Origin of the sequence: Serratia sp. FDAARGOS_506 (assembly GCF_003812745.1) — a bacterium.
GTDB lineage: Bacteria > Pseudomonadota > Gammaproteobacteria > Enterobacterales > Enterobacteriaceae > Serratia.
The window spans coordinates 280737-304908 of record NZ_CP033831.1 but is presented as its reverse complement, the minus strand read 5'-3'; the positions used below and the strand labels follow the sequence as shown (position 1 = coordinate 304908).

The window sequence follows — 24172 nt, the reverse complement described above, 5'->3', positions numbered from 1 at the left end:
AAAAATGCCCTGAATGCCTTTCAGCCGTAGCCACCCGCTACTAAAATTTGTACAATGCCGCGCCCCTGATAAGACGACTTGTCAGGGGCGTGTTTTTAGTGCCGCCACCCGAATCATGCGGGCTGAAATGCACAACTTACTGTCCATTCTTTAGCGCCATAACGTGTAATAACGAGGCCAGAGATCATTATGTTAGAACCCATCACGTCCGAGCACACCGTGTCTGAAAATAATTCGCTGACTACTCCCTCCGTTAACGTGGAGCAACCGGCTGCGGCCAAAATCAACCTGCTGGACCTGAACCGCCAGCAAATGCGCGAGTTCTTCGCCGAAATGGGCGAGAAACCGTTCCGCGCCGATCAGGTGATGAAGTGGATTTACCACTACTGCTGCGACGATTTCGAGCAGATGACCGACATCAACAAAGTCCTGCGTGGCAAGCTGCAGCGCGTGGCGGAAATCCGCGCGCCGGAAGTGGCGGAAGAACAGCGTTCGGCCGACGGCACCATCAAGTGGGCGATTAAAGTCGGCGATCAGCAGGTCGAAACCGTGTACATCCCGGAAGCCGACCGCGCGACGCTGTGCGTCTCTTCGCAGGTAGGCTGCGCGCTGGAGTGCAAATTCTGTTCGACGGCGCAGCAGGGCTTCAACCGCAACCTGCGCGTGTCGGAAATCATCGGGCAGGTGTGGCGCGCGGCGAAAATCATCGGCGCGCTGAAGGTGACCGGTCAACGTCCGATCACCAACGTGGTGATGATGGGCATGGGCGAGCCGCTGCTCAACCTGAACAATGTGGTGCCGGCGATGGAAATCATGCTGGACGACTTCGGCTTTGGCCTGTCCAAACGCCGCGTAACCCTGTCCACCTCCGGCGTAGTGCCGGCGCTGGACAAGCTGGGCGACATGATCGACGTGGCGCTGGCGATCTCGCTGCACGCGCCGAACGACACCATCCGCGATGAGATCGTGCCGATCAACCGCAAGTACAACATCGAGACCTTCCTGTCCGCGGTGCGCCGCTACCTGGAGAAATCCAACGCCAACCAGGGCCGCGTTACCGTCGAGTACGTGATGCTGGATCATATCAACGACAGCACCGACGATGCGCATCAGCTGGCGGAAGTGCTGAAAGACACGCCGTGCAAGATCAACCTGATCCCATGGAACCCGTTCCCGGGCGCTCCGTACGGCCGCAGCTCCAACAGCCGGGTGGATCGTTTCTCCAAGGTGTTGATGGAATACGGCTTTACGACTATTGTTCGTAAAACCCGTGGTGACGATATCGACGCCGCCTGCGGGCAACTGGCGGGTGAAGTGATCGACCGTACCAAGCGTACCCTGAAGAAGAAAATGGCCGGGGAACCTATCAACGTACGGGCGGTCTGAATCCTATAGCACCATTTTTTGTTATCTAACAGCCTGTTATGCGAAAGCGTGGCACTGACGGGCTTTAGGTGGCGGCCGATAAGGAAATGAATGCGGGCATGAAGCTGAAACTGTGGGGTGTGTGGCTGGCGGCCGGATTGTTGGCCGGGTGTTCCGGTTCAGCGCCGGAAAAGGAAGCACAAGTCTCTGAGGCGGGCCAGACGCGGTTGCAACTGGGCCTGGAGTACCTGCAGCAAGGCGATATGGACGCCGCGCGCCAGAACCTGGAAAAGGCGCTGGACGCGGCCCCGCAGGATTACCGCACGCAGTTGGGCATGGCGCTCTATGAGCAGCGGATCGGTGAAAATGCCGCGGCCGAACAGCGTTATCGGCAAGCGCTCAAACTTGCGCCAGGCAATGGCACCGTATTGAATAATTACGGTGCGTTTCTTTGCGGTTTAGGGCAGTATGTACCGGCGCAACAGCAGTTTAGCGCTGCGGCGCTGGCGCCCGATTATGGCCAGGTCGCCGACAGCCTGGAAAACGCAGGTTACTGTTTTCTCAAGGCCGGACAAAACGATGAGGCGCGCACGCTGTTGAGCCGCGCGTTGAAGGTCGATCCGGACAAAGGCACTCCGCTGTTGGCGGAGGCCGAAAAGCAATTTGGAGAAGGGAAGCGCGCCCAGTCGCAACTTTTATTGGATGTTTATCAGCATGTTCTGCCGGCCAGCGCCAGCAGCTTATGGTTACAGATTCGTTTCGCCGCGTTAGCCGGCCGTCAGGATAGCGTTCAACGCTATGGCAAGCAGCTAGCGCGAAGTTTTCCACAATCCAAACAGTACCAGCAGTTCTTAGCTAATGAATACTGAAGCCTCCCAAGATAAAACCGTATCCATGACGACGGGCCAGCGCCTGCGTCAGGCCCGTGAGCAACTCGGGCTGAGCCAACAGACCGTTGCAGAACGCCTGTGTCTCAAAATGTCCACCGTGCGCGATATCGAGGAAGACAGCGTTTCCGCTGACCTCGCGTCCACCTTCGTGCGCGGTTACATCCGTTCCTACGCCAAGCTGGTGCATTTGCCGGAAGACGAACTGCTGCCGATGATGGCCAAGCAGGCGCCGTTGAAGATGGCGAAAGTGGCGCCGATGCAAAGCTTCTCGCTGGGCAAGCGCCGCAAGAAACGCGACGGCTGGCTGATGAGCTTCACCTGGCTTATCGTGTTCGTGGTGATCGGCCTGACCGGCGCCTGGTGGTGGCAAAACCACAAGGCCCAGCAGGAAGAGATCGCCACCATGGCCGATCAGTCCTCCGCGCAGCTTTCACAGAATAACGAAGGGCAGTCCGTGCCGCTGACCGACGGCAATGCCGACGCCGGCACCAACGTGCCGTTGACCGACAACAGCACTGCGCCGGCCGATACCGGCGCGGCGGCTCAGGCACCGGCGGCTACCGCTCAGGTGCCGGGTACGGCCCAGCAGCAGCCTGCCGTGGTGTCGCCAAGCCAGACTACCCTGCCGGAAACCACCCCGGCGGCACAAGCGCCGCTGCCGACCGCCGATGCGGGCGTGGCTGCACCGGCGGCCGATCCGAACGCGCTAGTGATGGACTTCTCCGCCGACTGCTGGCTGCAGGTGAGCGACGCAAGCGGTAAAACGCTGTTCAGCGGCACCCAGAAGAAGGGCGGCAAGCTGAACCTGGCCGGCACTGCGCCGTATAAACTGACCATCGGCGCGCCGGCGGCAGTACAGATCCAGTATCAGGGTAAACCGGTTGATTTAAGCCGGTTCGTTAAGTCAAACCGTGTTGCTCGCCTGACCGTCGCCGCGCAGTAATCGCGCGGCCCCGGTCGTGATGTCAGAGCAGCAATGGAGAGTAAGTAATGCATAACCAAGCGCCCATCAACCGTCGAAAATCTACACGCATTTACGTCGGCAAGGTGCCTATTGGTGATGGCGCGCCGATTGCCGTGCAGTCGATGACCAACACCCGTACCACCGATGTTGAAGCAACGGTTAATCAGATCAAAGCGCTGGAGCGCGTGGGCGTCGATATCGTCCGCGTTTCTGTTCCTACCATGGATGCTGCCGAGGCGTTCAAGCTGATCAAGCAGCAGGTCAACGTGCCGCTGGTCGCCGATATCCACTTCGATTACCGCATCGCGCTGCAGGTTGCCGAATACGGCGTAGACTGCCTGCGCATCAATCCGGGCAACATCGGCAACGAATCGCGTATTCGCTCGGTGGTGGACTGCGCCCGCGACAAGAACATCCCGATTCGCATCGGCGTCAATGGCGGCTCGCTGGAGAAAGATCTGCAGGAAAAGTACGGCGAACCTACGCCGGAAGCGCTGCTGGAATCCGCCATGCGCCACGTGGACATCCTCGATCGCCTCAACTTCGACCAGTTTAAGGTCAGCGTCAAGGCGTCGGACGTGTTCCTGGCGGTGCAATCCTACCGTCTGCTGGCGTCGCGCATCGATCAGCCGCTGCACCTGGGCATCACCGAAGCCGGCGGCGCGCGCAGCGGGTCGGTCAAATCGGCCATCGGCCTGGGCATGCTGTTGTCTGAAGGCATCGGCGACACCCTGCGCATTTCGCTGGCGGCGGATCCGGTCGAAGAAGTGAAGGTCGGTTTCGATATCCTGAAGTCGCTGCGCATCCGCGCGCGCGGCATCAACTTCATCGCTTGCCCGACCTGTTCGCGCCAGGAATTCGACGTGATCGGCACGGTGAACGCGCTGGAGCAGCGCCTGGAAGACATCATCACGCCGATGGACGTTTCGATCATCGGCTGCGTGGTGAACGGCCCGGGCGAAGCGCTGGTGTCCACCATGGGCGTGACCGGCGGCCACAAGAAGAGTGGCTTCTATGAAGACGGCGTGCGCCAGAAAGAGCGTTTCGACAACGAACAGATGATCGATCAGCTGGAAGCGAAAATTCGCGCCAAGGCCGCGATGATGGACGAAAGCAACCGCATCACGGTCAATCTGCTGGAAAAATAAGCGTTATCGCTACACGGCGGGCCTGTTGGCCCGCTTGTTTATGAACCTGAAGGGCAGAAAACCGCATCCGCGTTGAATACCGGGCGGCAAAGTCCCTATAATCGGGTTCATTTTTACAGACAACGGACAGAGAACTCACGTGGCAAAGAACATTCAAGCCATTCGCGGCATGAACGACTACCTGCCGGAAGAAACGGCATTATGGCAGCGTATTGAAGGCACCCTCAAGCAGGTGCTGGGCAGCTACGGGTACAGCGAAATCCGGTTGCCGATTGTAGAGCAGACCCCGTTATTCAAACGCGCGATCGGCGAAGTGACCGACGTCGTAGAAAAAGAGATGTATACCTTCGAGGATCGCAACGGCGAAAGCCTGACGCTGCGTCCGGAAGGGACGGCCGGCTGCGTGCGCGCCGGCATCGAACATGGTCTGCTGTACAATCAGGAACAGCGTCTGTGGTACATCGGCCCGATGTTCCGCTACGAGCGCCCGCAGAAAGGCCGCTACCGTCAGTTCCATCAGCTGGGCGCGGAAGTGTTCGGCCTGCAAGGCCCGGACATCGACGCCGAGCTGATCCTGCTGACCGCCCGTTGGTGGAAAGCGCTGGGCATCGCCGAGCACGTCAAGCTGGAGCTGAACTCCATCGGTTCGCTGGAGGCGCGCGCCAACTACCGCGACGCGCTGGTGGCGTTCCTGGAGCAGCATGTCGACGTGCTGGACGAAGACTGCAAACGCCGCATGTACAGCAACCCGCTGCGCGTGCTGGACTCCAAAAATCCTGAGGTGCAGGCGCTGTTGAACGACGCGCCGCGCCTGTCCGAGTACCTGGACGAAGAATCCCGTGCTCACTTCGCCGGTCTGTGTGAACTTTTGGCGCAGGCAGGTATCCCATATACCGTTAACGAGCGCCTGGTGCGCGGTCTGGATTACTACAACCGCACCGTGTTTGAGTGGGTGACCACCAGCCTGGGCGCGCAGGGCACCGTCTGCGCGGGCGGCCGTTACGACGGCCTGGTCGAGCAGCTGGGCGGCCGTGCCACTCCGGCGGTCGGTTTCGCCATGGGCCTCGAGCGCCTGGTGTTGCTGGTGCAGGCGGTTAACCCGGAATTCAAGGCGCCGTCGGCTATCGACGTGTATGTGATCTCTTCCGGTGCGGGCACCCAGAGCGCGGCGATGCAGCTGGCTGAACAGGTGCGCGACGCGGCGCCGCAGCTGAAGCTGATGACCAATTACGGCGGCGGCAACTTCAAGAAGCAGATCACCCGTGCGGACAAATGGGGCGCGCGCATCGCGCTGATCCTGGGTGAGAGCGAAGTGGCGGCGCAGCAGGTGGTGGTGAAAGATCTGCGCAGTGGTGAACAAGAAACGCTGGCGCAAAGCGAAGTCGCTGCGCGTCTGGCTTTGATGTTAGGTTAAGGAGAAGGACACCGTGGAAGTCTATACCACTGAAAACGAACAAGTCGACGCACTGCGTCGGTTCTTTGCCGAGAACGGCAAAGCGCTGGCGGTGGGCGTGGTGCTCGGAATTGGTGCCCTGGTTGGCTGGCGTTACTGGCAGAGCCATGAAAACTCCAACATGATGGCTGCATCGCAATCCTACCAGGAAGCCAGCGATCGTCTGGCGGCCGGCAAGCCGGATGACGTGGCCGCCGCAGAGAAATTTGTCCAGGCTAACAGCAACAGCTACGGCGTATTGGCCGCGCTGCAGTTGGCCAAGCACTTTGTCGAACAGAATGATTTCGCCAAGGCGGAACAACAATTGGCGCTGGCGCAGGGCCAGACCAAAGACGACAACCTGTTGGCGATGATCGACCTGCGTCTGGCGCGCGTCCAGCTGCAGGAGAAAAAGCTGGATGAAGCGCTGAAAACGCTGGATGGCGTGAAAGGCGAAGGCTGGGCGGCGATGATGCAGGATGTGCGCGGCGATGTATTGCTGGCCAAGGGCGACGCCAAAGGCGCGCGCGAAGCTTACAGCAAAGGCATTGAGTCCAACGCTTCTCAGGCGCTGCAGGTTCTGCTGCGCATGAAATTGAATAACTTGTCCAGCTAAGGGGAATTCCCATGCAATTGCGTAAAACACTCTTGGTCGGACTGGTTTCCGCTGCCTTGCTGAGTGGTTGCTCGCTGTTTAACAGCGAAGAAGACGTGGTTACCATGTCGCCGTTGCCGAAAGTTGAAAATCAGTTTACGCCGAGCAAGGCGTGGAGCACCTCGGTGGGCGACGGTATCGGTGAGTATTACTCCCACCTGCGTCCAGCCTATCAGGACAGCACCATTTACGCCGCCGATCGCTTTGGCATCGTGAAAGCGATGGACGCCGACAGCGGCAACGAGAAGTGGAAGGTCAATCTCTCCGAGAAGACCGGCTTCTTCTCCAGCAACCTGTCTGCGCTGCTGTCGGGCGGCCTGACTGTCGCGGGTGACAAGGTTTACGTCGGCAGCGAAAAAGCGGTGGTTTACGCATTGAACACCGCCGACGGCGCTATCGCCTGGCAGACCAAAGTGGCCGGCGAAGCGATCTCTCGTCCGGTTGTCAGCGACGGCATGGTGTTGGTGCACACCTCCAACGGTATGCTGCAGGCTCTGAACGAAGCCGACGGCGCAGTGAAGTGGACGGTTAACCTGGATATGCCTTCGCTGTCGCTGCGCGGTGAGTCCGCGCCGGCCATCGCCTTTGGCGCCGCTATCGTCGGCGGTGACAACGGCCGCGTCAGCGCCGTGCTGATGCAGCAGGGCCAGATTATCTGGCAACAGCGTATTTCTCAGCCGAGCGGCGCAACTGAAATCGATCGCCTGAACGACGTGGACACCACGCCGGTGATCGTTGACGGCGTGGTCTACGCGCTGGGTTACAACGGTAACCTGACGGCGCTGGATCTGCGTTCCGGCCAGATCATCTGGAAACGCGAGCTGGGGTCGGTGAATGATTTCATCGTCGACGCGGGCCGCATCTACCTGATCGACCAGAACGATCGCGTAGTCGCGCTGAGCACCGAAGGCGGCGTGACCGTGTGGACGCAGAGCGATCTGCTGCACCGTAACCTGACGCCGCCGGTGATGTATAATGGTTATCTGGTGACCGGTGACGCCGAAGGCTATCTGCACTGGATCAACACCACCGATGGTCGTTTTGTCGCCCAGCAGGAAGTGGATAGCTCCGGCTTCCTGTCTGCGCCGATGGTGGCCGGCGACAAGCTGATCATCCAGGCCCGCGGCGGGAAAGTTTACGCTTTCACCCGCTAACGCCGCTCGTCGTGACCCTTCTTGCACCCGAAAGCTTTCGGGTTGCAGCCAGGCGGCAAGCGCATGAGTCCTCGGGAGCTTAGCGAATTAAGTGACCGGGGATAAGGCGCGCAGACAACGCCGCTGTGGCGAGAAAGATGAAGGGGAAAACGGCTCCTGAGTGTTCAGGGGCCGTTTCGTATTTTATAAGCTGCACCGCTGGTGTCTATCCACAGTGCAGTAACGCATTGATTATTAAGTAATGAGGCTTCAACAATGATACCTGTCGTCGCGCTGGTCGGGCGCCCGAATGTGGGTAAATCCACCTTGTTCAACCGTTTAACCCATACGCGCGATGCGCTGGTGGCGGATTTCCCGGGGCTGACGCGTGACCGCAAGTATGGTCGTGCTGAAATCGAAGGCAATGAGTTCATCATCGTCGATACCGGCGGTATCGACGGCACCGAAGACGGCGTCGAAACGCGCATGGCCGGTCAGTCTCTGCTGGCGATCGAAGAAGCGGACATCGTGCTGTTCATGGTCGACGCCCGCGCCGGCCTGATGCCGGCGGATCAGGGCATCGCCCAGCACCTGCGCAGCCGCCAGAAGGCGACCTTCCTGGTGGCTAACAAGACCGACGGTCTGGATCCGGACACCGCTACCGCCGATTTCTACTCGCTCGGCCTGGGTGAAGTGTTCGCTATCGCCGCTTCCCACGGCCGTGGTGTCACCCAGTTGATCGAACACGTGCTGGTGCCGTTCGTGCCGGAAAAACCGGAAGACGTCGAACTGACCGAGGAAGAGGCCAACGCCGCTTACTGGGCCGAGCAAAACGGTGAAACGCTGGAAGGCGAAGAAGACGAAGAGCCGGAAGAAGAGTTCAACCCGCAGGATCTGCCGATTAAGCTGGCGATCGTCGGCCGCCCTAACGTCGGTAAGTCTACGCTCACTAACCGCATCCTCGGCGAGGAGCGCGTGGTGGTGTACGACATGCCGGGCACCACCCGCGACAGCATCTACATTCCGATGGTGCGCGACGAACGCGAATATGTGCTGATCGACACCGCCGGGGTGCGTAAACGCGGCAAGGTGACCGAAACCGTCGAGAAGTTCTCGGTGATCAAGACCCTGCAGGCGATTGAAGACGCCAACGTGGTGCTGCTGGTGATTGACGCGCGTGAAGGCATCTCCGATCAGGATCTTTCGCTGCTCGGCTTTATCCTCAATAGTGGGCGCTCACTGGTGATTGCGGTCAACAAGTGGGACGGCATGAGCGAAGAAGATCGCGAGCACGTGAAAGAGATGCTCGACCTGCGTCTGGGCTTCGTCGACTTCGCGCGCGTGCACTTCATCTCCGCGCTGCACGGCAGCGGCGTCGGTAACCTGTTCGAATCGGTGCAGGAAGCCTACGAGTGCGCAACCCGTCGCGTAAATACCTCGATGCTGACCAAAATCATGCAGATGGCGGTTGACGATCACCAGCCGCCGTTGGTGCGCGGCCGCCGCGTGAAGCTGAAATACGCCCACGCCGGCGGTTACAACCCGCCGATCGTGGTGATCCACGGCAACCAGGTTAGCGATCTGGCCGATTCGTACAAGCGCTACCTGATGAACTACTTCCGCCGCTCGCTGAACGTGATGGGGACGCCGATCCGCATCCAGTTCAAAGAGGGGGACAACCCGTTCGCCGGCAAACGCAACCTGCTGACGCCGACCCAGATGCGTAAGCGCAAACGCCTGATGAGCCACCTGAAAAAGAGCAAGTAATCGCTCATGAGGGGCGCGGCAGTGATGCCGCGCCCCTTTTTTATTGGCCCGAAATCGTTTTATTATCTGAAGATTACCTCGCCTGCCTGAAGGAACACCATGTCCTGGGAAACCTGGAGTTTTGCGTTCAACGTCACCGTACCGAATCTGTTGATGATGCTGCTGGGGATCCTGCTGCGCCATTGGCGCCTGATGGATGACCGCTTTGTCGACGGCGCGACCCGCCTGGTGTTCAATCTGGCGCTGCCGTGCCTGCTGTTTTTCAGCATCGCCACCAACCACCCGCAGCTGCTCGGCAACCTGCCGCTGGTGCTGTTTGGCGCGGTCGGCACGCTGGCGACCTTCCTGCTCTTGGAGCTGGCCGCCAAGTGGCTGGTGAAAGAGCCGCGTGAGCGCGGGGTGTTCGTGCAGGGCGGTTTCCGCGCCAATACCGCCATCGTCGGCCTGGCCTACGCCATGACCGCCTACGGCAGCGAAGGCATTGCGCTCGCCTCGCTGTACCTGACGGTGACGGTGATCCTGTTCAACGTGCTGTCGGTCATCACCCTCACGCGCAGCCTGCAGGGCGGGCAAGGCAAGAAAATCAGCCACCTGTCGCTGCTGCGCAGCATCGTTACCAACCCGCTGATCCTCGGCCTGGTGTGCGGGCTGCTGTATGCGCAAACTGGGCTGGGCATCCCGACCGTGATCCGCCAGACCGGCAGCTATATCTCCGCACTGTCGCTGCCGCTGGCGCTGCTGTGCACCGGCGCCAGCCTGGATTTTCGCGCCATGTTCCGTTCGTCCAACGTGGCCGCGCTATCGTCGGCGGCCAAGCTGTTTCTGGTGCCGTGCCTGATGACGCTGGCCGGCTGGCTGTGCGGGTTTCAGGGGGCGGCGCTGGGCATTATCTTCCTGTTTTCCGCCACGCCGACCGCTTCGGGCAGCTATGTCATGACGCGCGCCATGGGCGGTAACGCCACGCTGGCGGCCAACATTATCGCCATCACCACCGTCGGTTCGTTCTTCACCACCGCGTTGGGGATCTATTTCTTGCGCTCATGGGGCGCGATTTAACCTGGAGTCGTTATGGAAGCGCACTGTCCGCAATGCAGTCAGACCATGAATTGGGTAGCGGGTCACTACCATTGTGAAGCCTGTCAGCGCGACTATCGGCAGCTGGCGAGCTGCCCGGAGTGCGGGCAGCCGCTGCAAGAATTGAAAGCCTGCGGGGCGGTGGATTACCTGTGCCAGAACGGGCACGGGCTGATCTCCAAAAAACGGGTTCATTTCAGCTATCAGCCGCTGTAAGCCCTCACTCATCCACCTGGCCGGTTTTCCACAGATCCACCAGCGCCTGCGGCGCACTGCTTTCCGGGATCAACAGCACGATCTCGCTGCTCAGGGTGGGGCTGGTGTAGTTGATTTGCACGCGGTAGTAACGCTGGTCGCCGCAGCCGGGGGAGGTGGGCTGACCCTCTTCCTGCGCATAGGGCAGCGTCTGGTTCAGCAACTGATTCAGGCGCTGCCGCTGCTCCGGCGTGATATCGGCCAGCGCGATGCGGCGCTGGCCCGCCAGTTTGGGAATGTAGGCGAAGCCTCCCTCGCGCGCCAGCTCAATGACCGTATCCTGATTGAGCGTCGGCAGCGGTTTCATTATTCCACCCCCACCTGATGCCAGGCTTGCTGCACCTTGTCCGCCACGCTCTGGTCGAAACGCGCTAGCGCATGTTTCACCGTGGTGCGGGCGAAGGTGGCGAAGTCGGCGTTTTGCGGCAGCGCTTTATCGCACACCGTGTCATACCAGACGTAGCCGGCTTTCTCCCAGGCGAAGCCGCCCAGCGCCGTCGCCGCCAGGTAGAAGGCGCGGTTGGGAATGCCGGAATTGAGGTGCACGCCGCCGTTGTCTTCCTTGGTCTGGATATAATCCTTCATGCTGGCGGGCTGCGGGTCTTTGCCCAGCAGCGGATCGTCGTAGGCGGTGCCGGGGGCCGACATCGAGCGCAGCCCTTTGCCTTTGATGCCCTTGGCGAGCAGCCCGGCGCCGATCAGCCAGTCGGCTTTATCGGCGGTTTGCTGCAGGTGGAACTGCTTGACCAACGAGCCGAATACGTCGGACAGCGACTCGTTGAGCGCCCCGGACTGCTGGTAGTAGATCAACCCGGCTTCACTCTCGGTTACGCCGTGCGCCAGCTCGTGGCCGACCACGTCGATGGCGATGGTGAAACGGTTGAAGATCTCGCCGTCGCCGTCGCCGAACACCATTTGCTGGCCGTTCCAGAAGGCGTTCTGGTACTCCTTGCCGTAGTGCACGCTGCCAACCAGCGGCAGCCCTTTATTATCCAGAGAATTGCGCCGGTAGGCCTGCCAGAAGAAATCGTAGGTGACGCCGAGATAGTCGTAGGCCTCGTCCACCGCCACGTCGTGGTTGCTGGGCTGGCCCTCTTTGCGCACCTGTTTGCCGGGCAGCTGGGTGCCGTTCTGGGCGTCGTAGATATCGCGGAGCGCTTCACCGGCTCGGGCGTTTTTCTCGGTCGGAGAACGCAGCGGCTTGTTGCCGAGCAGGCTTTGCACGTGGTTCAGGGTGTGCAGCGCGCAGTCGCGCTGCGGGGCGTTGCCGTGTTCAATGATGCGGCGCAGCATGTAGGGAGGAATGACGGAACGCATGCGCTGGGCTGGCATAGTGGCTCTCCTTAGGCAAAAATTTTACCTCATCGAATGAATGCACTGTGCCTAAGTGTAGCCTACTCGTCATAAAGCCTGTGGTCATGCGTGCTCACCGCCGGCGCGGTCTTGTGCGGGCTGATGCGCCGCACCGAGGCGCGCACCGCCAGCCGGCCGTGCAGCAGCAGGTTGCACGGCGGCGCGTCGGCGCGCAGCATGCGCCGTTGCAGCAGTTGGATCGCCTCGTAGCCCAGCTCGTCGCGCGGAACCTGCACCGAGGTCAGCGGCACGTCGTGGATTTCCGCCAGGTTGAAACCGTCGGTGCTCATCACCGACACATCGCCCGGCACGTTCAGCCCCCGCTTGTTCAGCGCCTTGACCGCCCCGACCGCCATGTAGTCGCCGCCGGCCAGGATCGCCGTCGGCAGCGGGGAGTGGCCGAGGATGCCGTCGAGATAGGTGGTCAGCGCCTGCTCGGCCTCTTCGCTACCGAAGCCGGAGGTGGTGACCAAATGGCGGCCGTCGTCGAACGGCAGATGATGCCGGGCGTAGGCCTGCCGGATGCCCGCCAGCCGCAGCTCCATGGTGTGGCGGCGCAGACACTGCAGATTGAGGATATGGCTGTGCCCCTGCTGGAACAGGTAGCTGGCGGAGTAGTCGCCGATCAGCTGATGATCCGGCGAGACGCTGTCCAGCCGCATCTGCCGATCGCTGCAGTTGATCAGCACGCAGGGCTTGGGCAGATCGGCGGCCAGGGTGTGGATGTGTTCGTCGTCGATGCCGATGATCAGCGCCGCTTCGGTGTGCGGGTCGCTCATCTTTTCCAGAAACAGCGCGCCGTCGCTGTGCTGCTCTTCCAGCCCACAGTAGCGGATGCGCACCTCGTGCTGCATCAGCGCGGCGGCGATGCCCTGAATGACCTTGTAGTAGAAGATGTCGGTGCGCACGTCGAACGCGCGCTGCGGTGCGAACACCATCACGTTGTTCAGCATCAGCCGGCCGCTGGAAATGCCCTGCAGAATGCCGTTTTGTTGCGCGCAGTCCAGCACCTTGCGGCGCGCCTCGGCGCTGGTGTTGGCTTTGCCCGCCAGCACGCGGGAAACGGTGCTGATCGACAACCCGGTTTGGCGAGCGATCTCCTGAATTTTCAGCTTTCCGTTCATTCTGTGATCTCCTTCAAATTCGTCCATGAGAATATTTTCACTACAGATTTTCAGCGTCTTGACAGGATTTTTTGGTCATTATGACTATTTTTTCACCCGCCTGTGAAAATCTTTGCAAAAAACACCGTTTCGCTGCGCGCTTTCGCTGAGTAGTCTGCATTGGTACACCAATTTTAGCGACCTGTCAGTCCAATTTTAACGGTGTGCGAAAAAGAAAACAAAAAATAAATCATGGGGTTGTGATTGTCTGTCGGCCAATGATACGGCGCCGACCTGTTTTCACCGTCCCTTTTTTGATAGCACAACGTACCCTACCAAAACGCGCGTCGCCGTCGCCGGCGGCCGCGGGGAGAGAACCGATGAGTGTGGAGATCAATCAGGCGGTCGCGCAGAGCGGCCGGCGCAAGTTCAAATCGCTGCGCTGGTGGATGTTGGCGCTGTTCTTGTTGGGTGTCACGGTCAACTACATCACCCGCAACTCGCTGGGCATTCTGGCGCCGGAGCTGAAAACCAGCCTGAACATGAGCACCGAGCAATATGCCTGGGTGGTGGCGTCGTTCCAGCTGGCCTACACGGTGTTTCAGCCGATCTGCGGCTGGCTGATCGACGTTATCGGCCTGAAGATGGGCTTTCTGATCTGCGCCGGCATTTGGGCGGTGGTATGCATGCTGCACGCCGGCGCCGGCAGCTGGCTGCAACTGGCGATTCTGCGCTTCTTCATGGGGGGCGCGGAGGCGGCGGCCACCCCGGCCAACGCCAAGGCGATCTCCGACTGGTTCCCGAAAAAGGAGCGGCCGATCGCCGCCGGCTGGGCGGGCGTCGGTTTCTCCATCGGCGCCATGCTGGCCCCGCCGATCATCGTCATCGCTCACGTCTCCTTCGGCTGGCAGGGCGCCTTCCTGTTCTCCGGCGGGCTGGCGCTGATCTGGGTGGTGCTGTGGTGGCTGTTCTACCACTCGCCGCAGCAGCACCCGAACCTCAGCCAGCAAGAGCTGGATCTGATCCGCGAAGACAACGAGCCGGTGCTGCCGAAGCTGCCGTTCTTCACCTCGCTGGCCAGCCTGTGCAAGAACAAGAAATTCTACGGCATCGCCATCCCGGCTTTTCTCGCCGAGCCGGCCTGGGCGGTCTTCAGCTTCTGGGTGCCGCTGTACCTGGCCACCGAACGCGGCATGGATCTGAAGCAGATCGCGATGTTCGCCTGGCTGCCGTTCCTGGCGGCGGATATCGGCAGCGTTGCCAGCGGCTATCTCACCACCCTGTACCGCAAATGGTTCGGCTGCAGCCGCGTCAACGCGGTGGTCGCCAGCTCGGTGACCGGCGCTTTCCTGATGGTGTCGCTGGCGTTCGTGGCGATCACCCAAGATCCCTATGTGGCGATCGCGCTGATCTCGATCGGCGGGTTCGGCCATCAGGTGATCTCCTGCATGCTCAGCGCCCTGGTGGTGGAATCGTTCGATAAAAACCAGATGGCGACGGTCAACGGTATGCGCGGCTCCAGCGCCTGGATCGCCAGCTTCCTGTTCACGCTCCTGATCGGCGCGGTATCCGACACCATCGGCTTCAACCCGCTGTTCATCGCCATGGGCTTCTTCGATCTGATCGGCGCCCTGTTCCTGATTGCCCTGATCGCCGAGCGCGGCGGTAAGAAAACACCTTCACACAGCTAAGTGGAATGCTTATGAAAACCTTGAAAAACTGGACGCTGGCGGCGCAGCATGTCGACCACGTTGAGCTGCTGGTCGATGAACGCCACCGTTTCTGCCTGTACGTGCTGGAAGACGATCTGTTCCGTGTGCTGATTAAACGCAACGGCGAGCTGGCGCTGGATCGCACCTGGAGCATTGCGCCGCAGGAAGATGTGCCCTGGGAGGGGCGCGATCGGCTCAGCGTGGCCGGTTTCAGCATGCCGGGCTATCAGCTGCGTCAGGAGGAAGAGCGGCTGGTGGTCAGCACGCCGCGGCTGCGCGTGACGGTGCATCAGCCGCTGTGGCTGGAATGGGCGTACTGCAACGCCGCCGGCGAATGGCGGCCGCTGGCGGCGGACCGGCCGACCAGCGCCTACCTGCTTAATGCGCACGGCGACGGCGTGGCGCACTATCAACGCCGTTTCGCCGATGAGCGCTATTACGGCCTGGGGGAGAAAGCCGGCGATCTGGAACGCACCGGCCGCCGCTTCGAGATGCGCAATCTGGACGCGATGGGCTACAACGCCGCCAGCACCGATCCGCTGTACAAGCACATTCCGTTCACCATCACCCGCGGGCCGGAGGCCAGCTTCGGCCTGTTTTACGATAACCTGAGCAGCTGCTGGCTGGATCTGGGCAATGAGATCGATAACTACCACGTGGCCTATCGCCGCTATCAGGCCGAAGCGGGCGATCTGGATTACTACCTGTTCCTCGGGCCGAAGGTATTGGACGTCACCAAGGCCTTCGTGCGCTTGACCGGCCGCACCCACTTCGGGCCGAAGTGGAGCCTGGGCTACAGCGGCTCGACCATGCACTACACCGACGCGCCGGACGCCCAGCAGCAGCTGCAGCAGTTCATCGCGCTGTGCCGCCAACACGCCATCCCCTGCGACTCCTTCCAGCTGTCGTCGGGCTACACCTCGATCAACAACAAGCGCTATGTGTTCAACTGGAACTACGACAAGGTGCCGCAGCCCAAACAATTGAGCCAGGCGTTTCACGACGCCGGCCTCAGGCTGGCGGCCAACATTAAGCCGTGCCTGCTGCAGGATCACCCGCAGTATCAGGCGGTGGCGGCGCAGGGGCTGTTTATCCGCGATTCGCAAAGCGACGCGCCCGAGCGCTCCAGCTTCTGGGATGACGAGGGATCGCACCTCGACTTCACCAACCCGGCGGCGGTGCGCTGGTGGCAGCAGGGCGTCACGCAGCAGCTGCTGGAGATGGGCATCGACTCTACCTGGAACGACAACAACGAGTACGAAGTGTGGGACGGCGAAGCGCGCTGCCATGGCTTCGGGCGGCCGATCGCCATCAAGCATATCCGCCCGGTGATGCCATTGCTGATGATGCGCGCCTCGATGGAGGCCCAGCAGCGCTTCGCGCCGCAGAAGCGGCCGTACCTGATCTCGCGCTCCGGCTGCGCCGGCATGCAGCGCTATGTGCAGACCTGGAGCGGCGACAACCGCACCAGCTGGCAGACGCTGCGCTACAACATCCGCATGGGGCTGGGCATGAGCCTGTCCGGGCTGTATAACCTCGGCCACGACGTCGGCGGCTTCTCCGGCGACAAGCCGGACGCGGAGCTGCTGGTGCGCTGGGTGCAAAACGGCGTGATGCATCCGCGTTTCACCATTCATTCCTGGAACGACGACGCCACGGTCAACGAGCCCTGGATGTACCCGGCCGCCACCCCGGCGGTGCGTGAGGCGATCAACCTGCGTTACCGGCTGCTGCCGTATTTCTACACCCTGTTGTGGCAGGCTTGCGCCGACGACGAGCCGATGCTGCGCCCGACTTTCCTCGATCATGAACAGGATGCGCGCACCTTCGGCGAAAACGACGATTTTCTGATCGGCCGCGATCTGCTGGTGGCCAGCGTGGTGGAGCCGGGGCAACGTCGGCGTTCGGTGTATCTGCCGGACAACGGCGAAGGCTGGTACTGCTTCTACAGCGGCCAGTGGTTTGGCGGCGGCCAGACGGTGACGCTGGCGGCGCCGCTGGAGCGTCTGCCGCTGCTGGTGCGCGCCGGGGCGGCGCTGCCGCTGTCGCAGCGGCTGGCACATGTGGACGTGGCCGCCGACGATCGGCGCGAGCTGCGGCTGTTTCCGCTCAAGGGCTGCGGCGCAAGCAGCGGGCTGCTGTTTGAGGACGACGGTGAAAGCGACGGCTGGCGGCAGGGCGATGCGCTGTGGCTGCGCTGGGATATGCGCTGCGACCATCAGCGCATCATGCTGGATATCACGACGGAAGGGCGTTTCCGCCCGGCCTGGCGCACGTTGGCGCTCAGCCTGCCGGAAGGCGAGACGCGCGCGCTGTGGGTAAACGGCGAACCGGGCGAGCGTTTTACGCTGGAGTAGGGGTTACTCGGCTGCGCGTTTCTTGCGCGGCTTCTTGGCGACGGTGATGGTTTTCACCTCGCTTTCCACCCAGCCGTCCTGCAGGCGGGTTTTCAGCAGTTCGCCGACCTGCGCCTGTTTGGTGGTTTTCAACAGCTCGCCGCGCGGGGTTTGCGTCACGCTGTAGCCGCGCGCCAGCGTCGCCAGCGGGCTGACGGTTTCCAGCTGGCTGCAGGCCACGCCGAAGCGCTGGCGGTAGGCGTTGAGCTGCCGCTCCATCGCCTGCTGCAGGCGGTATTCCTGCTGCTGCACGCGCTGTTGGTAGCGGTGAATGCGGCCTTGCGGCTGCACCTGCGCCAGCCGCTGTTGGGCGCGTTCGCTGCGGCGGGCGGCCAGGCGCAGCTGTTGCTGCATGCCGTCTTCCATCCGGCGCTGCAGCTTGAACAGCAGCGTCTGCTGGCGCGCCAGGCGCAGATGCGGATGCTGCTGCTGTAAACGGTGGTGAATGCGGGTGAACTGCTGCTGGCGCTGCGCCAGGTAGTAATCCATCGCCATCTCCAACCGCTGCTGCTGCGACTGCAGCTGGCGCAACAGCTCAAGCTGATTGCGGCTGACCAGTTCGGCGGCGGCGGAAGGGGTCGGCGCGCGCAGGTCGGCGACGAAATCGGCGATGGTGACGTCGGTTTCATGGCCGACGGCGCTGACGATCGGAATGCGGCTGGCGAAGATCGCCCGCGCCACGCGTTCGTCGTTGAAGCTCCACAAATCCTCCAGCGAACCGCCGCCGCGGCCGACGATCAATACGTCACATTCATCGCGGCGGTTGGCGGTCTCGATGGCGCGCACGATCTGCATCGGCGCTTCCGCGCCCTGCACCGAGGTGGGGTAGATGACGATCGGCAGCGACGGATCGCGCCGTTGCAATACCTGCAAAATATCGTGCAGCGCCGCGCCGCTGGCAGAGGTGATCACCCCGACGCGTTTGGCCGGGGCGGGCAGAGGCTGCTTGAATTGCTGATCGAACAGCCCTTCGGCGCTCAGGCGCTGTTTCAACTGCTCGAACTGTTGCTGCAACAGGCCGTCGCCGGCGGGCTGCATGCTCTCGGCGATCAGCTGGTAGTCGCCGCGCGGTTCATACAGCGTGATGCTGGCGCGCACCAAAACCTGCTGGCCGTTTTGCGGCCGGAAGGTGACGCGGCGGTTGCTGTTGCGGAACATCGCGCAGCGCACCTGGGCGCGGTCGTCTTTCAGCGTGAAATACCAGTGGCCGGAGGCGGGCTGGGAGAGGTTGGAGATCTCGGCGGAGAGCCAAATCTGCCCCATTTCCATTTCCAGCAGTTGGCGAACCGTCTGATTGAGGCGGCTTACGGTAAAAATGGAAGGCGAAACAGGTAGCGTCATGTGACCCAGATCAAATTTCAAAACAATCACTTAATTGGTCGATACTACATGGCTGAAAAAGGTAATCAAGACTTTTTGTAAGAAAGTGCTGGAGGCAACCGATTCCGCTCTGTATAATGCCGCGGCAATATTTTATCTTTTTCACAGCCCACCCTGGTGAGATATTGCCCATGCTACGTATCGCTAAAGAAGCTCTGACGTTTGACGACGTCCTCCTGGTTCCAGCCCACTCCACGGTTCTGCCTAACACTGCAGAGCTCGGCACCCAACTGACCAAAACCATCCGCCTGAATATCCCTATGCTGTCCGCAGCCATGGATACCGTTACCGAATCCGGCTTGGCCATCGCGCTGGCGCAGGAAGGCGGCCTGGGCTTCATCCACAAAAACATGTCCATCGAGCGCCAGGCTGAAGAAGTCAGCCGCGTGAAGAAACATGAAAGCGGCGTAGTCACCGACCCGCAGACTGTTACCCCAACCACCACGCTGCAGGAAGTGAAAGAGCTGACCGCGCGCAACGGCTTCGCCGGCTATCCGGTCGTTACCGAAGACAACGAATTGGTCGGTATCATCACCGGCCGCGACGTGCGCTTCGTGACCGATCTGACCCAGCCGGTCACCGCGGTCATGACGCCGAAAGATCGCCTGGTCACCGTGAAAGAAGGTGAAGCGCGCGACGTCGTGCTGCAGAAGATGCACGAAAAGCGCGTAGAGAAAGCGCTGGTGGTGGACGACAGCTTCCACCTGCTGGGCATGATCACCGTGAAAGACTTCCAGAAAGCGGAACGTAAGCCGAACGCCTGTAAAGACGAGCACGGCCGTCTGCGCGTGGGCGCGGCGGTCGGAGCCGGCGCCGGCAACGAAGAGCGCGTTGACGCGCTGGTGGCGGCAGGCGTTGACGTTCTGCTGATCGACTCCTCGCACGGCCACTCCGAAGGCGTGTTGCAGCGCATCCGCGAAACCCGCGCCAAATACCCGGATCTGCAGATTGTCGGCGGCAACGTCGCGACCGCAGCGGGCGCCAAAGCGCTGGCTGAAGCCGGCGTGAGCGCGGTGAAAGTGGGTATCGGCCCTGGCTCTATCTGCACCACCCGCATCGTGACCGGCGTGGGCGTACCGCAGATCACCGCCATCGCTGACGCTGTGGAAGCGCTGGAAGGCACCGGCATCCCGGTTATCGCCGACGGCGGCATCCGCTTCTCCGGCGACATTGCCAAAGCGATCGCCGCGGGCGCATCCTGCGTGATGGTCGGCTCCATGCTGGCGGGCACCGAAGAATCCCCGGGCGAAATCGAGCTGTATCAGGGCCGTTCGTTCAAGTCTTACCGCGGCATGGGCTCGCTGGGCGCGATGTCCAAAGGCTCCTCCGACCGTTACTTCCAGACCGATAACGCCGCCGACAAACTGGTGCCGGAAGGTATCGAAGGCCGCGTGGCCTATAAAGGCATGCTGAAAGCCATCGTGCACCAGCAGATGGGCGGCCTGCGCTCCTGCATGGGCCTGACCGGCTGCGCCACCATCGACGAACTGCGCACCAAGGCGGAGTTCGTGCGCATCAGCGGCGCCGGCATTCAGGAAAGCCACGTGCACGACGTGACCATCACCAAAGAGTCGCCGAACTACCGCATGGGCTAATGCCTTAACCTCTCCTGAGTGAGAGGCCGGGATGGGGCGCCAAGCCCCATCCCGAAAACACACATTTTCGCTCTTTTTCTCTTGTTGCTGGAATTCGCCTCAATGACACAAAATATCCATAAGCATCGCATCCTCATACTGGACTTCGGTTCGCAATACACCCAACTGGTCGCCCGCCGCGTGCGCGAAATCGGCGTTTACTGCGAACTGTGGGCCTGGGACGTTAGCGAAGAGCAGATCCGCGAATTCAACCCAAGCGGCATCATCCTGTCCGGCGGCCCGGAAAGCACCACCGAAGCCGGCAGCCCGCGCGCCCCTGACTATGTGTTCAACGCCGGCGTGCCGGTGCTGGGTGTGTGCTACGGCATGCAGACCATGGCGATGCAGCTGGGTGGCCATGTGCAGGGTTCCAACGAGCGCGAGTTCGGCTACGCGCAGGTAGAAATCGTCAAAGAGAGCGCGCTGCTGCGCGACATCGAAGACGCCATCAGCCCGGCCGGCAAACCGCTGCTGGACGTGTGGATGAGCCACGGCGACAAAGTGACCGCGATCCCGTCCGACTTCGTGACCATCGCCAGCACCGACACCTGTCCGTTCGCTATTATGGCCAACGAAGAAAAACGCTTCTACGGCGTGCAGTTCCACCCGGAAGTGACCCACACCCGTCAGGGCCAGCGCATGCTGGAGCGTTTCGTACTGGACATCTGCCAGTGTGAAGCCCTGTGGACCCCGGCAACCATCATCGAAGATGCGGTTGAGCGCATCCGCGAGCAGGTGGGTGAAGACCACGTGATCCTCGGCCTGTCCGGCGGCGTCGACTCCTCCGTCACCGCGATGCTGCTGCACCGCGCCATCGGCAAACGCCTGACCTGCGTATTCGTCGACAACGGCCTGCTGCGCCTAAACGAAGCCAAGCAGGTAATGGAAATGTTCGGCGACCACTTCGGCCTGAACATCGTGCACGTCGAGGCGGAAAACCGCTTCCTGACCGCGCTGGCGGGCGTGGACGAGCCGGAAGCCAAGCGTAAAATCATCGGCCGCGTGTTCGTTGAAGTGTTCGACGAAGAAGCCTGCAAGCAAGAGCAGGTGAAATGGCTGGCGCAGGGCACCATCTACCCGGACGTGATCGAATCCGCCGCTTCCGCCACCGGCAAAGCGCACGTGATCAAGTCGCACCACAACGTGGGCGGCCTGCCGAAAGAGATGAAGCTGGGCCTGGTCGAGCCGCTGAAAGAGCTGTTCAAAGACGAAGTGCGCAAGATCGGTCTGGAGCTGGGCCTGCCGTACGACATGCTGTATCGCCACCCGTTCCCGGGCCCAGGTCTGGGCGTGCGCGTGCTGGGCGAAGTGAAGAAAGAGTACTGCGATCTGCTGCGCCGCGCCGACGCCATCTTCATCGAAGAGCTGCACAAAGCCGACCTGTACAACAAAGTCAGCCAGGCGTTCACCGTGTTCCTGCCGGTGCGTTCGGTCGGCGTGATGGGCGACGGCCGCAAATACGACTGGGTGGTCTCCCTGCGTGCGGTAGAAACCATCGACTTCATGACCGCGCACTGGGCGCACCTGCCGTATGACTTCCTCGGCCGCGTCTCCAACCGCATCATCAACGAAGTAAACGGCATCTCCCGCGTAGTGTACGACATCAGCGGCAAGCCGCCAGCGACGATTGAGTGGGAGTAATCCTGCTTTGATGTAGTAACGATAAAACGAAGCCCGCTATTGCGGGCTTTTTCATACTTGCTTAGTTCTCATTTTAGCAATTTGTTGAATCGCCAAGTACTCCATTTTTAAGGTATGGTTGGTGGTATGATTTGAACCTATTTCTATGCTTGGGGTCTGGCACCATATCGCCATGAGCAAGCAGTTCATAGTACGAGTAGGTCAAGCCACTGAGGCATATTTTATATCTATGGTTAATTTGGAGATGAACCGAGTATTACGCTCCGGTGGTCGCTTGGGGCTACGAGAGGAATCTCCTAGTCAAATATAGCCTCTCACAAACAACAAATTTACAGTTCGGAGAATGGCAATTTAGGTTTCTAGCGCATTGATTCATATGCTGATGCACTCACCCACAATGAGCAATGCCATTTACCTCCGACCCGTGGAAGACAGATCAGTACGTCACCTCTATGTAGTATGCAAAACTCCGAGGAAAAATTATTTATGGCTAAGCCTGGCTTTGTCTGTTTGTATTGCGGGCTTAATAAGCCTAAGAGTGAAGAAAGCCTTGAGCATGCGATCCCACAATTCATGGGTGGCGAGTTTGCTCCGCAACAATATATGCTTCGTAATGTCTGCAAGCAGTGCAATAACCGGCTTGGGTTGTTCGTTGATGCTTCCTACGCAAAATCATGGTTTGTGACGAATGGCCTGAGCATTGCTGCACATCGGTTATACACGAGCTTGATCGATCAACCGATACCCTTGGTCTGCATTGGCCAGAGCAAGTTTGCCGGGCTAGTTCTTGACGAGGGGCAAGTTGCCGAGCATTGGGTTGGCCCATCGGGGGAGACGATCATCTGGCTTCGTACGGATGACAAGCGACTCCATGGTTATTCAGGGGGGAATCCTATCGACAAGAAAAAGAAGCCATCGACAGCATATCTATTCCTGACGAGTCAAGACCCTACCCGCTGGGAAATCGGTATTGCCAGTTTCTTGGAAATGTTCAGATCCACCAAAGTCCGGAAAATCCTTTGTGCGAGAGTAGTTGAATCCGGTGAGAGACTGCTTCCTGGTTTCGATGCTTGGTCGATAGATGATGAGTCAAATATTAGCGTTGTCATGGCTGCCCTTAAATCAGGAAGCGTTAGGGGGCAAATTGATGTACATGTACATTTTGATCAGCGCTTCCTTGCAAAGCTGGCAATGGGGGTGGGTTGCTCACTGTTTGGCGAGTTATATCTGGATACTGATATGGCGAAAGAGGCACGCAAGACCTGCTGGCCGAAGGATGGGGAGTCTGGACAGACACGCGGTAGCACGACTTTGAGAGCGCCAGAGAATCCATTGTTTTCTAAATTCATTGGTTACCGAGGGGCTGTCGTGTTTACCGTGGTGAACACGGGCACCTCTTATACGCTGAGTGGCACTATTGATCAGGCTATTCCGTTTGTTGTGGAACTGGCTCCATCGACTTTATCTAGCCCATTCATTAACTGCGAAGAGGGTTACGCATTGGTGTTGTTTCCGTCGCTTGGTAAAACCATAGAGATGACGTTGGTTGAACTGATAGCCCATTCTTCTGGTGTAAAAAAACACCCAGAGCTGGTGGCGATCGATTCACGTATTGAGAAATCCGTCGAGTTTTGGAGCCAACTTGCTTCTCTGTGACGTATTACTGCCTGTTTTTTAATGGGAGAAAGTAAGCCATGAGTAAAGCAGGGCATTGTTTGTGGTCTAAATATGGCCTATGTTCAGACCTTGGGATGATTGATAGCGCCTGGGGATACGATGAAAGTAGAGACCATCAACTACGTTATAGAATCCTATGAGCAGCAGCAGGAACGAGAGAACGCCATTGCTTTGCTGAAATTGCTGACGCTGTCAGAGAAAGATAAAGCGGAAGGGTGTGTGTTCTCGAAGGAACAGCTGTTGGATGGGTTTTAAGCATTACAGTGCGCAACATTAAGGGATTGCAATGGAACCGCCGGTGACATTTGAGTACACGCTTACGGTAAAGCACTGCATCGACACAATAGCGGGTTTCCTTTGAGCCACGCCCGGTTATCGCAGACATCCTCACTCAATTTGAGAGCATCGTTGGCCCGTTCCCGCAGGGATGCCAGATTTGCCCTGAGCTGCTCAAAATCGGCTGTGCAAAGTACCGGGAGTTTAATCACGCTGAAGGTTACCGGGTTTTGTATTCCGTAGACGGAAGGTTGGTAACAGCACATGCGATTTTGTCACACCGGTAGGATACCCAGCAGCTGCTGTTTAAGCGACTG

The 24172-nt window shown here is 60.1% G+C and carries 19 protein-coding genes and 2 pseudogenes; 17 read left to right on the top strand and 4 right to left on the bottom strand.

Annotated elements, in window-relative coordinates; all coding sequences use genetic code 11:
- The first annotated feature begins 189 nt into the window (after positions 1-189).
- The 10 genes from EGY12_RS01755 to EGY12_RS01710 all read left to right on the top strand — a co-directional run bounded on the left by EGY12_RS01755 (position 190) and on the right by EGY12_RS01710 (position 10644).
- The gene (locus tag EGY12_RS01755; RefSeq protein WP_004941426.1) at positions 190-1386 is read left to right on the top strand and encodes a bifunctional tRNA (adenosine(37)-C2)-methyltransferase TrmG/ribosomal RNA large subunit methyltransferase RlmN; all 1197 of its coding nucleotides are present in this window, start codon (positions 190-192) and stop codon (positions 1384-1386) included.
- Between the two features lie 98 nt (positions 1387-1484).
- Positions 1485-2234, top strand: a complete 750-nt coding sequence (pilW, locus tag EGY12_RS01750) for a type IV pilus biogenesis/stability protein PilW (RefSeq protein WP_033638557.1) — start codon at positions 1485-1487, stop codon at positions 2232-2234.
- The gene (rodZ, locus tag EGY12_RS01745; protein WP_123892385.1) at positions 2224-3198 is read left to right on the top strand and encodes a cytoskeleton protein RodZ; all 975 of its coding nucleotides are present in this window, start codon (positions 2224-2226) and stop codon (positions 3196-3198) included. Before pilW ends, rodZ begins: the two co-directional genes overlap by 11 nt.
- A 47-nt stretch (positions 3199-3245) precedes the next feature.
- Positions 3246-4367 carry a flavodoxin-dependent (E)-4-hydroxy-3-methylbut-2-enyl-diphosphate synthase gene (ispG, locus tag EGY12_RS01740; RefSeq protein WP_016929756.1) on the top strand — a complete coding sequence of 374 codons (1122 nt, stop codon included), beginning with the start codon at positions 3246-3248 and terminating at the stop codon, positions 4365-4367.
- A gap of 139 nt (positions 4368-4506) precedes the next feature.
- Positions 4507-5781, top strand: a complete 1275-nt coding sequence (gene hisS, locus EGY12_RS01735; protein ID WP_123892384.1) for a histidine--tRNA ligase — start codon at positions 4507-4509, stop codon at positions 5779-5781.
- A 13-nt stretch (positions 5782-5794) separates the two neighbouring features.
- A complete protein-coding gene (locus EGY12_RS01730) occupies positions 5795-6415 on the top strand; it encodes a YfgM family protein (protein ID WP_019452355.1) in 621 nt (206 codons plus the stop codon).
- A gap of 11 nt (positions 6416-6426) precedes the next feature.
- A complete protein-coding gene (gene bamB, locus EGY12_RS01725) occupies positions 6427-7608 on the top strand; it encodes an outer membrane protein assembly factor BamB (protein WP_123892383.1) in 1182 nt (393 codons plus the stop codon).
- 255 nt (positions 7609-7863) lie between these two features.
- Entirely contained in the window at positions 7864-9354 is a 1491-nt protein-coding gene (der, locus tag EGY12_RS01720; protein ID WP_019452357.1) for a ribosome biogenesis GTPase Der, read from the top strand.
- Positions 9355-9453: 99 nt separating this feature from the next.
- Complete coding sequence (locus EGY12_RS01715; protein WP_123892382.1) at positions 9454-10410, top strand: AEC family transporter; 957 nt, start codon at positions 9454-9456, stop codon at positions 10408-10410.
- Positions 10411-10422: 12 nt separating this feature from the next.
- A complete protein-coding gene (locus EGY12_RS01710; RefSeq protein WP_123892381.1) occupies positions 10423-10644 on the top strand; it encodes a zinc ribbon domain-containing protein in 222 nt (73 codons plus the stop codon).
- Between the two features lie 4 nt (positions 10645-10648).
- Here the strand turns inward: EGY12_RS01710 and EGY12_RS01705 are convergent, their stop codons facing one another.
- From EGY12_RS01705 to EGY12_RS01695, 3 genes are all read right to left on the bottom strand, one after another.
- Positions 10649-10990 carry a protealysin inhibitor emfourin gene (locus tag EGY12_RS01705; protein ID WP_123892380.1) on the bottom strand — a complete coding sequence of 114 codons (342 nt, stop codon included), beginning with the start codon at positions 10988-10990 and terminating at the stop codon, positions 10649-10651.
- Entirely contained in the window at positions 10990-12015 is a 1026-nt protein-coding gene (locus EGY12_RS01700) for a M4 family metallopeptidase (protein WP_123892379.1), read from the bottom strand. The genes EGY12_RS01705 and EGY12_RS01700 overlap by 1 nt, the downstream gene beginning before the upstream one ends.
- Before the next feature lie 62 nt (positions 12016-12077).
- Complete coding sequence (locus EGY12_RS01695) at positions 12078-13160, bottom strand: LacI family DNA-binding transcriptional regulator (RefSeq protein WP_123892378.1); 1083 nt, start codon at positions 13158-13160, stop codon at positions 12078-12080.
- A gap of 359 nt (positions 13161-13519) precedes the next feature.
- Here EGY12_RS01695 and EGY12_RS01690 point away from each other — a divergent pair, with 359 nt between their 5' ends.
- Both EGY12_RS01690 and EGY12_RS01685 read left to right on the top strand, forming a co-directional pair.
- A complete protein-coding gene (locus EGY12_RS01690) occupies positions 13520-14830 on the top strand; it encodes an MFS transporter (RefSeq protein ID WP_123892377.1) in 1311 nt (436 codons plus the stop codon).
- 11 nt (positions 14831-14841) lie between these two features.
- Entirely contained in the window at positions 14842-17208 is a 2367-nt protein-coding gene (locus EGY12_RS01685; protein ID WP_123892376.1) for a TIM-barrel domain-containing protein, read from the top strand.
- Positions 17209-17211: 3 nt separating this feature from the next.
- Here EGY12_RS01685 and xseA read toward each other — a convergent pair whose 3' ends face one another.
- On the bottom strand, positions 17212-18588 hold the full coding sequence (gene xseA / locus EGY12_RS01680; RefSeq protein ID WP_038872505.1) for an exodeoxyribonuclease VII large subunit: 1377 nt from the start codon (positions 18586-18588) through the stop codon (positions 17212-17214).
- A 170-nt stretch (positions 18589-18758) separates the two neighbouring features.
- On the opposite strand from xseA, the gene guaB reads away from it, so the two are divergent.
- The 5 genes and pseudogenes from guaB to EGY12_RS23440 all read left to right on the top strand — a co-directional run bounded on the left by guaB (position 18759) and on the right by EGY12_RS23440 (position 24142).
- The gene (gene guaB / locus EGY12_RS01670) at positions 18759-20222 is read left to right on the top strand and encodes an IMP dehydrogenase (protein ID WP_123892375.1); all 1464 of its coding nucleotides are present in this window, start codon (positions 18759-18761) and stop codon (positions 20220-20222) included.
- A 102-nt stretch (positions 20223-20324) separates the two neighbouring features.
- Positions 20325-21902, top strand: a complete 1578-nt coding sequence (gene guaA / locus EGY12_RS01665; protein WP_123892374.1) for a glutamine-hydrolyzing GMP synthase — start codon at positions 20325-20327, stop codon at positions 21900-21902.
- A gap of 486 nt (positions 21903-22388) precedes the next feature.
- Positions 22389-23558: an HNH endonuclease gene (locus EGY12_RS01660; RefSeq protein WP_172962889.1), complete on the top strand. Its 1170-nt coding sequence runs from the start codon at positions 22389-22391 to the stop codon at positions 23556-23558.
- Positions 23559-23699: 141 nt separating this feature from the next.
- Positions 23700-23834 (top strand): annotated as a pseudogene (locus tag EGY12_RS01655) (type II toxin-antitoxin system Phd/YefM family antitoxin); the annotation flags it as partial.
- A gap of 31 nt (positions 23835-23865) precedes the next feature.
- Positions 23866-24142, top strand: a pseudogene (locus EGY12_RS23440) (type II toxin-antitoxin system RelE/ParE family toxin).
- Positions 24143-24172: the final 30 nt, after the last annotated feature.